The following is an 11967-nucleotide window of genomic DNA, read 5'->3' as shown; positions in this document are numbered from 1 at the left end:
AGGAACGATGCGATGAGCGTCCAGAAGAGACCGTAGGCATTCAACCGGACCGTATCGGCGAAGAGGTCCCCGGAGTCGGTCAGGAGGTCGATGAACTGCGGCGAGAGGTACGGCGGGACCCCCGTCACCAGGAGCGGCACCGGCGGGATCAGGATCAGGGCGAGGATGGTCACGAGCGCAACCCTATGGACGAACGAGTCAGGGTCGAACGGGAGGTATTGAGCGAGCCAGACTCTGAACCGGCGAGAGAACCCGACGAGGCTTGCGACTGCTGCCCCGAGGATGCCAAGGAGGAGCAGCGCCACCTCTGCGGCCGCATCAAGGTCGACCGAGTCCGGGTTGAACTCGTCCTCGATGGCCTCCGCTGGCAGGATCGACATAACCCCGAAGCCGGCTGTGACGGCCGCAAGCCCGCCGATGAGGACGAGGAGCCATATGGCGGCGGCCCACCGGAACGCCCGGTGCCGATCTTCCGCCAGGTAGGCAAGCATCGCGAGGATGACAAAGAGCGCCACATCGAGTGCGGCGGTGAGGAACGACTCCACCTCCCCCTCGAGGGGTGCAAAGACCACGAGCGCGAAGATGAGCCCGAAGAAGACGAGCATCAGTTCGGGGGCGTGGCGGCGACAGAAATCTAGCGGCATGATATCATCATTTCAACAATTCGAGAAGAATCGCGGTATTCTGTAGGTCTGGCTGCACAAAAAACCTACCGCCACCCAAGCCTCCCGATGAGAAGGCACCCGAGTACCCCCATAACCCCGAGGACCGCCGCCTGCAGCAGGAATATCGCCGGCAGCGGGTAGTGCCCCAGGAGGGCAGCCCCCGCAAACGGCCCGAGAGCGAGCCCGATGGAGAAGAAGGTGTTGTACATACCATAGGCGACCCCCTGTGAGTCCTGGTCACGGTAGATGCCGGCCATGATCGGCATCATCGGCACCAGGGCAGAGCTCAGCGTGACCCCCAGCACGAGGATGGCGGCGGCGACCAGCGGCAGCGTCGGGGCCTGCATGGCGGCGAAGATCGCGGTCCCGGAGAGGAGAAGCCCGCCGCCGATGAGGTAGCGGCTCCCCCCGTAGCGGTCGTAGATGCGCCCGGCCGTCGGCTGGGCGATGGCGGCGGCGATCGCCAGCACCGCAAAGACGAGGCCGATCGTCGCCGGGGACGCAGAGAACGCGGCGTGCAGGTAGACCGGGAGGTAGGGGTCCAGGACGCCGTAGGTCCCCGAGACCGCGACCGTCGTGGCCGCACAGGCAGCGAGCGGGAGGAGGGCGCCCCGGGGGAGCATCCCCGCCCGCTCCCGGTCCCCCTCCCGCTTGCAGGAGCGCACCGGGACGGCGAGGACGAGCAGCCCGACAGTGGCCACCACCGCCGCCGGGATGAGGAAGGTCGCGACATAGCCCAGGTACTCGAAGAGCAGCCCTCCAACGACCGGACCGAGGACCGTTCCGAGCCCGACCGCGGAGAGCGCGATGCCCATCCTCTCCCCGAGCCTGGAGGGGTCGGTGATATCGGCGAGGAGCGCAAGCCCGGCCGACCAGGTGGCCGCGGCCGATACTCCCTGGACCATCCGGGCTATGAAGAGGTGCGTAACCGAGGTCGAGAACCCGAAGAGCGCCGTCGCCCCGGCAAGGAGGAACATCCCGACGACGATGAGGGGGCGGCGGCCCACCCGGTCAGAGAGGAGGCCCATCGGGATGGAGAAGAGGAAGAGCATGGCTGCATAGACCCCGAAGACAACCCCGAGGACCGACTCGTCGACCCCGAGCCGCGGGGCGTACTCAGGGAAGACCGGGATGAGGAGGCCGTAGATCATCATGTCCATGAAGATGACGAGCACGACCAGTACAAGAATTGCGTCAGGTGAGGCGGCAATGCGTTCCCGGAGGGTGTGGAATCGTTGCGATTCCCTGGTAGTCATGGTGGTTCCTCTCCCTGCGGCAGGCCGTCGGTTCCGGTGCCGCCGTGTCCCTGTACATTGGCGGCGTCGGCATATAGCGTTAGAGGAGGGGCCGGAATAACCGCGAATGTGCAGGCCCCGGCCTGCTCATGCTCCCGGGCAGTCAATTATCCCGGGGCCGCCTCACACGAAACCGCCATGAGGTGGAGTAGACCATTTCACCTTGACTTGAGGGTGCGTGGGAGTGACCGCCGGTCTCACGCGGAAGAGAGTGAAGGGTTCAGGTTGGGGGGGAAATACACGGGCGACAAGGCTTCGCGCCCTTCGCGTGAGACATTATCCCCTCCCGGTACTGAAAAACTCACGCGAAGACGCGAAGAACGCGAAGGGTGATGGGGGGAGAGGAACGACACGTCCTTCGCGGCTTCGCGCTCTTCGCGTGAGACTTTATCCCCTTATACCAAATAATCACGCGGAAACCCACCTCACCCAGCGCCCGCTCGATACCAACCGGGAAACCCCTCAGAAAAATCCCCGGTAGTATGCCAGCTCCCGGGCGTAGGGGCGAAACGCCTCGACGAGCGTCTCCGCTTCATCGTCGGGGAGCGGCCCGCTCCGCCCGGCGGCCGCAAGGGCCTGCACCTCCGCAGGCGTCGAACAGCCGACGATCGCGACGGAGACCCCCCGGGCGAGGGCATACCTGACGAGGACCTCCGGCGTCACCCCCGCTTCGGCGACGATGTAGTTCGTCGCCCCAAGCACCTTCATCCCGATGACCGCAACCCCCTGCTCTCTCGCGAGCGGAAGCGTCGCATCCAGAAACCCGCCCAGCGCCCCCTCCACCGGGTTTACGGGCATCATCACGGCATCGACCGGCCAGTTCTCCACCGCGTGCGAGAGAACGTCAGGGTCGTGGTGTCCCGTCACCCCGATATGCCGGACGACACCCGTCTCCTTCGCCTCGACGAATGCCGAGAGAGCGCCGTCCGGCCCCTCGATATCCCGGAGGTCGAAGAAAGTCCTGACATCGTGAATCTGCCAGAGGTCAAGGGTCTCGACCCCCATCCGCTGGAGGGTCTCCTGGAGGTCCATCTCGGCGTCCGCGTGGAGCCGGCTCGCCGACTTGCTGGCTAAAAAGACCCCCTCCCTGAGGTCGGGGCGGTTCCGCCAGACCTCGCCGTGGTAGTCCTCACTCCCCGCGTAGACCTTTGCCGAGTCAAAGTAGGTGATCCCCTGCTCGACCGCCTCCAGGATAACAGCCTTCGCCTCCTCGTGCCGCCCGAACGTCCTGAGAACACCCTCTCCCCCGAGCCCCACCACGGTGACCTCCCGGCCGGTCTTCCCGAACCTGCGTCTCCCCACTGCCGCCATGGACCACCCCTATCCCCGCCCGGTTATAAATATCTTCAGACTGACCGGAGAAACAGTTATCCACCACGGCATCCACCGGGCAGAAGTACATGATACCGACGATTACATGGTTTAACATCCCCGCTGACGACACAGGGCGGGCGCGGGCGTTCTACAAGAAGGTGTTTGCCTGGAAGGTGGAACCCTTCCCGGGGATGGAACAGGCGGGGACTTTTGAGATATCGACGGGTGGGATAGGCGGCGAGATCCTCCTGCGGTCCCACACCGGCGAACCGATAACGGTCTTCATCGGCGTCTCCTCGGTCGATGACTACGCCACCCGGGCGGCCGGGTCCGGGGGAAGGATCGTGATCCAGAAGACAGCGGTGCCCGGGAGAGGTTACTTCGCCATCTGCGAGGATACCGAGCAGAACCGATTCGGCCTCTGGGAGGACGACCCGCGAGCAGGCTGACCGGTACAAACCCATAAGAACCACGGAAGGCAGAGATACAGTATGGTCACCCTCTACCTCGCCGGATGGGGCACCCGGTTCTGGGCCTGGCTCATCGATATCATCCTGGTCGGGCTCCCGGTATCGGCGGTCTCGGACCGGCTGCCGCCCGCCTGGCAGGTCACGGTAGCCCCCGGGCTCCTCTCGATCAGCCTCTCCTCGCTCGTCCTCTTCATCTACTGGACAGTGCTTGAAGGCTACGGCGGCCGGTCCATCGGCAAGATGGCGCTGAATGTCAGGGTCGCCGGCCGTTCCGGGGAAGATATCGGGTTTGGCGCCGCCGCGGTCGAGAGTTTCGGGAAGGCGTTTCTCCTGATCCCCGACTGCCTGATCGGGTGGCTCGCCATGCCGGGTTCAAAACAGAGGCTCTTCAACCGGATATCAGGCACGATCGTGATTAAAACCCAGGAGCAGGAGGAGCCGGAAGGCGTCACCTACGTGAAAGACGAAGAGTGAGGCCATCCCGCAGGCAATAGGCGGGGACAGGCCCCCGACCGCATCAATCACTCCGTGATCCCGAACAGGGCATCGATCTCCGCGGCCGCCGCCTCAAGGTCATCAAGCACCCGGAGGGCATCTTTCCGCAGTTCCTGTACCATAGAAACGAGACTGTTTCCCCGGATATAGATCAATCTCCTGTGGCGATACACAACACCGGCATCGACAAGGTTCCGGATATGATGGTTGACGCGGGCATTGGAGACATCCAGGTCGCGGGCAATACTCTCCACGGATAAGCCGTCCTCAGGGGGCTGGTGCTCAAGGAGCGCAACCAGGATCCTTTTTGCAACCTGATCAACATCCCTCCCCTCCCCGATACCAAGGCTGGTGAAGAACCATTGGAGGTCTTCATGCTCTCCCTTGCCCCGTGGCCTCTCGATTCGTTTGACTATGATCTGCCGTGCCATTGATGCCATTGGCTGATCGAGTATGTCCCCGGTTTGTAATAAACATGCCGATATAGTTGGAATGACCTCAATTTTATCGATAACGTTTAAATATTTTCCATTCAAACTGTACTCCTACATCCCAGGAGGGATAAGCTCATGGAGATTATTCCAATTGGAGAACGAGTCCTGATAAAACCCATAAAGAAAGAAGAAGTAACGAAGAGCGGGATCTACATTCCGGAATCCGCTCAGGAACAGAAGAAAGAAGGATCCGTCGTCGCTGTGGGGAAACGTGATGACGGCGCCGACCTCCCCCTGAAGCCGGGAGACCGGGTATTATACGGGGGCTACAGTTCTGACAAATTCGAGATAGACGGAGAGACCTACATCTTCGTCCCGTTCAAGGACGTCTTAGCAAAGATTGAATGAGGTGAATCACCATGGCATCGTCAAAACAGTTGATGTTTCATGAAGAGGCACGTCGATCGCTCCTTGCCGGCGTCAACAAGGTCGCCGATACCGTTAAGATTACGCTCGGCCCCAGGGGCAGGTACGTCGCGATTGACAAACTGATGAACCCAGTTGTGACAAACGACGGCGTGACAATCGCAAAAGAGATCTCACTCCATGATAAGTTTGAAAATATCGGGGCAAAACTCGTAAAGGAGGTTGCCCAGAAGACCCAGGACACGACCGGCGATGGGACAACGACGGCAACACTCCTCGCCCAGGCCATCCTCACCGAGGGTATGAAGAACATCTCCTCAGGAGCAAACCCGGTTGAGATCAAGCGCGGAATCGATGCCGCGGTTGTAAAAACCGTGGAGAACATCAGATCAAAAAGCGTCCCGGTCAAGGACAGGGACGGGATCCTCCAGGTCGCAACAATCTCGGCCAACAACGATGCAGAGATCGGGCAGCTCATCGCCGATGCTATGGAGAAGGTCGGGTATGGAGGGCTCATCACGGTCGAGGACGCAAAGAGCCTGGAGACGAGCCTCGATGTGGTCAGGGGGATGCAGTTCGAGCGCGGGTATATCTCACCCTACATGGTGACCGACCCCGAGAAGATGACCTGCGAATACGAAGACCCCTACATCCTGATCACGGACCAGCGGCTCTCCTCACTCAAACAGATGGTCCCCATCCTCGAGGTTGCAGCACAGGAAGGAAAACCGCTCCTCATCATCGCTGACGATATAGAGGGGGAGGCTCACGCGGCCCTTATCTTAAACATTATACGCGGCTCCTTCAAGGTCTGTGCGGTCAAGGCGCCCGGGTTCGGTGACGAGCGCAAGGCCGTTCTTGAGGATATCGCGGTCCTCACGGGCGCGACGGTGATCTCCGAAGAACGCGGGATGAAACTGGAGAACGTCTCAAGGCAGGTCCTCGGGAAAGCCCGCACCATCAGGGTCGACGACGGAAAGACGCTGATTGTGGGAGGGAAGGGTGAACGCAAAGCCCTCGACGAGCGGATGCGCCTGATCGAGTCCCAGATCAACATAGCAGACTCAGAGTTGAAGAAAGAAGAACTGAGAAAGAGACTCGGGAGCCTCAGCGGAGGTGTTGCGGTCATCAAGGTCGGTGCAGCGACCGAGACCGAGTTGAAAGAGAAGAAGATGCGGATCGAGGACGCCCTGAACGCCACCAAGGCAGCGGTCGAGGAAGGCGTTGTCGTCGGCGGGGGAGTCACCCTGTTCCGGGCAACCGGTGCCCTGGACGGGTTGCAGTTCGACGACGACCGAAAGATCGGGGTATCCATCGTGCGGCGGGCGCTGGAAGAGCCGGTCCGCCAGATCGCGAAGAATGCAGGTGTTGAGGGGGCGGAGGTCGTCGCCGCCATCAAGGGGAACGACGATGATGCGTTCGGCTACAACGCAAAGACCGGCAACTACGAGAACCTGATGGAGCACGGTGTCATCGACCCCACGAAAGTGGTGAGACTCGGGCTCCAGAACGCCGCGTCGATTGCAGGCCTGATCCTCTCTACCGAGGTTGTCATCACCGATTTTGACGAGGAGAAGGACCAGAAGACCGCGACCATCATCATCTGAGCGGGACCCGGCCCCTCTCCTCTTTTCCTCCACTCACATCCGATTTTCCGGGGACCGGCGGGGGATTAACCCCCGGCCACCGGGAGACCGGCCGCCTTCCAGGCGCTTATGCCACCCTCGATCTCATAGACCTCGCCAAACCCGGCTTCCCGCATCGCTTCGCGGACGCCGACGCTCCGCACGCCCGTCCGGCAGTAGATGACGTAGATTCCGTCCGGGTCAAGTTCGGCGATATGCTCTGAAAAGGTTGCAGAGTCGATGTTGATTGCGCCCGGAATATGCCCGCCTGCGAACTCGTCCGGCCTTCTCGTGTCGATGATGACAAACTCCGGACGCTGCCCCATCTCTTCGATCAGGGCAGACGCTTCGGGGGGCGGCACGGTCCGGATGATCTGGTCGGGCGCGGGACCGGCGCTGGAGCACCCGCCGATCAGCACGGCCATGACGATGCACCCAAACGCGAGGGAAAGGTACGGGTCAACCATATATGTATGGTAGTACCACGGCGGTAAAAAAGGTCCGGAACCTCACGAGATATCATCAAGTTCCAGCGGCGCATCATCGATCTCCATCACTGCCTGGAACATCTCCGGGGTATCCAGGGCTACAACCTCGCCACAGTCCACGACCGCAACCCGGTCGCAGATCGCCACCGTATCTGCCATATCATGGGTTGTAAAGATGATCGTCACCCTTCGTTCGCGGTTCAGCCGCCTGAGCAGATCCCGGATCTCCCGGCGGCCGGGATCGTCCAGCCCCCGGGTCGGTTCGGCAAGGAAGAGGACCGCCGGGTGAGCGATAAACGCCCGCGCAATCTCAAGCCGCCGCGCCGTCGCAGGGGAGCAGGTCCCGACCGCGGCATCCGCGACCCCGGAGAGCCCGAAAAGACCAATGATCTCAGGGATCCTCCTTCTTCGGATCCTGTCATCCAGGCCATGCAGCCGCGCTTGGAACTCCAGATTCTCCCTCGCGGTCAGCGCCGGGTCGAGAACCGGCTCCTGAAGGACGACGCCCATGCTCCGTCGCACGTCCCCGAGGTTCCCGAGGACCGCAAGCGGGGAGTGCTCGGCAAACCTGGGGAGCGGGAAGAGCGTCGTCATAAGGATAGCGATCAGGGTCCGCCGATCCTGGCCGCAGGGGCAGAGGATGCCCAGGATCTCTCCTCTCTTCGCGTCGAACGGGATAGGACCGCGTGCATGGAGTCGGTCCAGGCGCTCTATCAGGTCCTCAACACTAAAGGCGTTCATGCATCCCCCGGACAGCCCCGACCAGTCAGACAGAACGAAATCGTTTCCAATCACCTATTATCTGGGCGCATAAAAACCAAAACCGGTTCATAAAACCGGCATTCTCATGGATGTTTGCGCTCCAGTGCTCGTTATCCTATTAGAGGCAGAAATTATCTGGATAATCTTATATTGATTATCGATATATGAAGATTACGATTTTGAAACAAAAGTGAGATATGCCTATTATGAGTTTTATATAATATTATACCCCTAATTTACCAAAAGGTCACTGAGATTTGTCCGCGCGCGGGATGAACGCGGAGGGTGTCATCGTCAACCCCGGGCTGAACCTATTTATGGGATGGGCTCGCCCGGTACCATCATGGCGACCGAGCTTCCCGCGATAGCGATCCTGCCGGTGCCCTTCAGCCCGGAGCAGGTCATCATCGCCCTGGCCGTCCTCATACCGGCCCTGGTCATATTCAACTTCCTCCTCATCAGCGAGGAGGTCTTTGAGTCGATCGGGTTCGGATTTTACCAGGCGGTGCTGGTGACCGCAGGGGCGCTCATCGGGAGCCTCATCAACATACCGCTGATCCCGGTCGGTGAGGCCGTCATCGCGGTCAACGTGGGCGGAGCCGTCATCCCGCTCATCGTGACCCTCGGGATGGTCGCAAGAGGCCTCCCCCGGCCACAGGCCCTCGCTGCCATCGTCATTGTATCGATCGTCGCCTACGTGTTCGCAACACCGGTCCCCGGCCTCGGGATCACCATGCCGTTCTACATCGCGCCCCTGGCGGGAGCCACGGCAGGGCTCCTCCTCGCCCGCGGCTGCCGCGCCGCCCCCGGACTCGCCTACGCGGGCGGGACCATGGGCACCCTGCTCGGCGCCGACATCCTCAACCTCGCCAATCCCGCAGTGCTCACGGCGCTCGCCGGAGGCAAAACAACAGTCCTCTCCATAGGCGGGGCCGGGATATTCGACGGCATCTTCATCACCGGCGTGCTCTCGGTCCTGCTTGCGGGGTTTGCAGGAAGACGCCTCCGGGAGAAGGCAGGAGTCTGCCCGCAGGAGCGGTGGGAGTGAGGGGTTCTGAAGAGGCGTAACGGCAGGGCCCGGTTTTTCCCCCGGCCAGCCCGATCCAGTGTCCGGGGATAGGCTTGGGGAAAAACCGGGTCTGGCATATCTGCAACTTTTTCTGCCTCTAACAACCCAATCATTAACCAGGTCAGCACACCCCGGGCACGGCTTCCCACTGGGTATCCCCACGCACTGCTCCCGCCCCCCCGGGGGGCGGGGGTTGCGGGTACCGCCTTGCGAGAGACAGGGGAGGGGGGAAAGCCCCCCTCCCCGTCAGCCCTACCCCCAGAGGAGATATCCACCACGGTCCACTGTCCGGGGAGATGTACGGGGACAAACCAGGTCCGGCGTACCCTGGACACAGGAGCGCACGCCGGACGGGGCATCGACTGCCGGAAACGGCAGAAGTTTGAGAAGACCAAAGGTCTTCGAGTGGAGGGGTACAGCGAATCGCCTCTCGCGGGAAGGGCGGCGATACCTCTGGTGAACCCGTGAAAGATCAGTGCGCTGGATATGCCAAAGACCCTACTCCCCCGCCCCGTCAAACTGCCGCAGCCAGACCTCGGCGCAGGCGATCCGCCAGAACTCGGTGGAGTACTCGCTCTTCCCGTCGAGGAACTCCCGGTAGTTTTGGAGCACCCGCTCCGCGTCCCAGAAGGGCCGCCGGGAAAACTCCGGCGTTGAGAAGAGGTCAAGGATATGGGGGCGGAGTTCGTCCTTCATCCAGACCTCCTCGGGCGTGACAAAACCCATCTTGTCCATCCTGCACCGGACGGCGTCCGGGACCAGCCCCCGGATTGCCCGCCGCAGCACGTACTTCGTGACCCCGCCCCGGATCTTCTGGTCGAGCGGGAGGCCTGCCAGATACTCCACGAGCCTATAGTCGAGGAACGGGACCCGGGCCTCGATCGAGAAGGCCATTGAGTTGCGGTCCTCCCAGTGCAGCAGGAGGGGGAGGTTCGAGGCCGTGATCTCCCGTGCGAGCACCTCGTCAAGCGATCCCGCGTACCTGAGGACCTCGGGCGCGTCCCCCAGGAGAAGCTCCCTCCGCTCCGACCGGACAAGAGACTGACGGATTGCCCACGAAAAGAATGACCGGTGGTGCCGTGCGCCCCCGACGGCCTCCCGGAGCGCCGCAAGGACCCGGCCCTGCCGCAACAGCCCCCTGACATACGGCATCTGGTAGGCGATATACCCGGCCAGCTGCTCATCGGCCCCCTGCCCGTCGAGGACAACCTTCACCTCGTCGCTCGCAAGCCGCATCACGCAGTACTGGGCGTATATCGAGAGCGACGCAAACGGCTCATCCTGCATGTAGAGCAGCCGCCCGATATCCTCCCAGAGCCCCTCCGTATCGGGAGTTATCCGGTGGCTCGCGACCTCCGTCGCCGCAACCACCGTGTCGATATGCCTGCTCTCGTCGAACCTGGGATCGTCGAAACAGACCGAGAACGTCTTCTGCCGGTCGCCGACGCTCTCCGGGCGCTCCGCCCGCAGGAGGTCGTTGATCAGGAAGGTGACCGTCGAGGAGTCGATCCCCCCCGAGAGACAGGTCCCGACCGGGACGTCGCTCCGGAGCCTGAGCCTGACCGCATCGGTCAGGAGGTCGCGGACCCTCCCCGCGGCGGCATCGTCGTCAGCCCCCCCGGGGGCAGCGTTCATCACAAGATCCCAGTAGCGCTCCGGCTCCCCGGCACCCTCGGCCGAGACGACGATAGAGTGAGCCGGCGGAAGCTGGAAGATCCCGTCGTACATCGTCTCCCCGGTATGGTCCGCAACCCCCCACGCAAGAAACGTCGCAAGCATCCGGTCGTTTGGCCGCCGTCCAACCGCGGGATGCGCGAGCAGCGCCTTGATCTCCGACGCAAAGAGGAACGACTCCCCGGCCAGGGTATAGTACAACGGTTTTACGCCCAGGCGGTCCCGGGCACAGAAGAGTTCACGGCGGCGATTGTCCCAGATAGCAAAGGCCCACATCCCGTTGAACCGGTGCAGGCAGTCCCGCCCCCACTCCTCGTAGGCGTGCAGGATCACCTCGGTATCGGTCGCGGTGGCGAACCGGTGACCGAGAGCCCTGAGGTCTTCTCGGAGCTCCAGATAGTTGTAGACCTCGCCGTTGAAGACGATCCAGAGCGACCCGTCCTCGTTTGCCATCGGCTGCCGGCCTTCGTCGGAGAGGTCGATGATCGCAAGACGGCGGTGGGCAAGCCCGACCGGACCGGAGAAGTAGGTTCCCTCGCCGTCAGGCCCGCGGTGGCGGAGCCGCTCCGCCATGGCCGCGACGAGGTCCGCATCCGCCTCCCCCCCGTTCAGGACAAACTGCCCGGCGATGCCGCACATACTAAGGATCGATCACTTATCAGAACAGGTCTTATCAAGGCCCGTGCCGTTGATGTCACAGGAGGGGCAGGGAGTCGAACCGTTTACCACGCGGTAAGCATCCGCGAGGACCGCGGCGTTCGCGAGCAATCCTGCGATCAGGATCACCTCCAGGATCTCGGCCCGGGTTGCGCCCTTCGCTATCGCCGCCTGCATGTGGTACTCAACACAGTGGCTGCACTTGAGCGCGGCACCCACCGCAAGGCTGATCAACTCGATCATCTTCGGCTCGAGCTGACTGGTCTCCACCACGGCGCCCTTATAGAGGAGGTGCGAGATGAGGATCTCGGGACGTTCCGACATCCGTTCAAAAATTAGGGGGACCCTGCCGTACTCGTTCTCAATCTCCCGGAGGAGTTCCTTTGCAATCGCTTCCGATCCCTGTTCCGCAATCCTCGCGGATATCTTCTCGAAATCCATCGCTACACCAGTATCCCGGTCTCAGAGAAGGGTTTAATCCGTATCAATATGTAATTGCGCATCCGTGACGGCAGGACGTCGGCGATATCCCCAAGCGTGACGCCGTCGGCGACCTCAAGGGTCCGCAGGTCGTCGGCGTAGAACTCGTAGGG

12 protein-coding genes and 1 pseudogene are annotated in these 11967 nt (G+C 62.0%); 5 read left to right on the top strand and 8 right to left on the bottom strand.

Annotated elements, in window-relative coordinates:
• The 3 genes and pseudogenes from BP858_RS06095 to BP858_RS06085 all read right to left on the bottom strand — a co-directional run.
• Window positions 1-644: pseudogene (locus BP858_RS06095) on the bottom strand (CPBP family intramembrane glutamate endopeptidase); the annotation flags it as partial.
• Between the two features lie 65 nt (window positions 645-709).
• Window positions 710-1921 carry an MFS transporter gene (locus BP858_RS06090; RefSeq protein ID WP_062264207.1) on the bottom strand — a complete coding sequence of 404 codons (1212 nt, stop codon included), beginning with the start codon at window positions 1919-1921 and terminating at the stop codon, window positions 710-712.
• A gap of 501 nt (window positions 1922-2422) precedes the next feature.
• Window positions 2423-3271 (bottom strand): aldo/keto reductase, encoded by an 849-nt coding sequence (locus tag BP858_RS06085; protein WP_286879111.1) that lies wholly within the window; start codon window positions 3269-3271, stop codon window positions 2423-2425.
• A gap of 89 nt (window positions 3272-3360) precedes the next feature.
• On the opposite strand from BP858_RS06085, the gene BP858_RS06080 reads away from it, so the two are divergent.
• Both BP858_RS06080 and BP858_RS06075 read left to right on the top strand, forming a co-directional pair.
• Entirely contained in the window at window positions 3361-3723 is a 363-nt protein-coding gene (locus BP858_RS06080; protein WP_082864947.1) for a VOC family protein, read from the top strand.
• Between the two features lie 42 nt (window positions 3724-3765).
• Window positions 3766-4218, top strand: coding sequence for an RDD family protein (locus BP858_RS06075; protein ID WP_074175777.1), 453 nt, complete (start codon window positions 3766-3768; stop codon window positions 4216-4218).
• Window positions 4219-4265: 47 nt separating this feature from the next.
• Here the strand turns inward: BP858_RS06075 and BP858_RS06070 are convergent, their stop codons facing one another.
• Window positions 4266-4679 (bottom strand): helix-turn-helix domain-containing protein, encoded by a 414-nt coding sequence (locus BP858_RS06070; protein ID WP_062264199.1) that lies wholly within the window; start codon window positions 4677-4679, stop codon window positions 4266-4268.
• 129 nt (window positions 4680-4808) lie between these two features.
• On the opposite strand from BP858_RS06070, the gene groES reads away from it, so the two are divergent.
• Together groES and groL are read left to right on the top strand one after the other, a co-directional pair.
• On the top strand, window positions 4809-5081 hold the full coding sequence (gene groES, locus BP858_RS06065; protein ID WP_014867531.1) for a co-chaperone GroES: 273 nt from the start codon (window positions 4809-4811) through the stop codon (window positions 5079-5081).
• 11 nt (window positions 5082-5092) lie between these two features.
• Window positions 5093-6706 carry a chaperonin GroEL gene (gene groL / locus BP858_RS06060; protein WP_286879109.1) on the top strand — a complete coding sequence of 538 codons (1614 nt, stop codon included), beginning with the start codon at window positions 5093-5095 and terminating at the stop codon, window positions 6704-6706.
• Window positions 6707-6771: 65 nt separating this feature from the next.
• On the opposite strand, the gene BP858_RS06055 is transcribed toward groL, so the two are convergent.
• Together BP858_RS06055 and BP858_RS06050 are read right to left on the bottom strand one after the other, a co-directional pair.
• Window positions 6772-7191, bottom strand: coding sequence for a rhodanese-like domain-containing protein (locus tag BP858_RS06055; protein WP_062264193.1), 420 nt, complete (start codon window positions 7189-7191; stop codon window positions 6772-6774).
• A 42-nt stretch (window positions 7192-7233) separates the two neighbouring features.
• Window positions 7234-7953 carry an ATP-binding cassette domain-containing protein gene (locus BP858_RS06050; RefSeq protein ID WP_286879108.1) on the bottom strand — a complete coding sequence of 240 codons (720 nt, stop codon included), beginning with the start codon at window positions 7951-7953 and terminating at the stop codon, window positions 7234-7236.
• Between the two features lie 364 nt (window positions 7954-8317).
• Here BP858_RS06050 and BP858_RS06045 point away from each other — a divergent pair, with 364 nt between their 5' ends.
• Window positions 8318-9022, top strand: coding sequence for a DUF1614 domain-containing protein (locus tag BP858_RS06045; RefSeq protein ID WP_145916376.1), 705 nt, complete (start codon window positions 8318-8320; stop codon window positions 9020-9022).
• Between the two features lie 519 nt (window positions 9023-9541).
• Here BP858_RS06045 and asnB read toward each other — a convergent pair.
• Both asnB and BP858_RS06035 read right to left on the bottom strand, forming a co-directional pair.
• Complete coding sequence (asnB, locus tag BP858_RS06040) at window positions 9542-11356, bottom strand: asparagine synthase (glutamine-hydrolyzing) (protein WP_286879107.1); 1815 nt, start codon at window positions 11354-11356, stop codon at window positions 9542-9544.
• Between the two features lie 12 nt (window positions 11357-11368).
• Window positions 11369-11815, bottom strand: coding sequence for a carboxymuconolactone decarboxylase family protein (locus tag BP858_RS06035; protein WP_014867525.1), 447 nt, complete (start codon window positions 11813-11815; stop codon window positions 11369-11371).
• Window positions 11816-11967: the final 152 nt, after the last annotated feature.

This window comes from Methanoculleus sp. UBA413, assembly GCF_002502935.1.
Lineage (GTDB): Archaea > Halobacteriota > Methanomicrobia > Methanomicrobiales > Methanoculleaceae > Methanoculleus > Methanoculleus bourgensis.
Note: the sequence above shows the minus strand (reverse complement) of the source record. Positions and strands in the feature narration are given on the sequence as shown.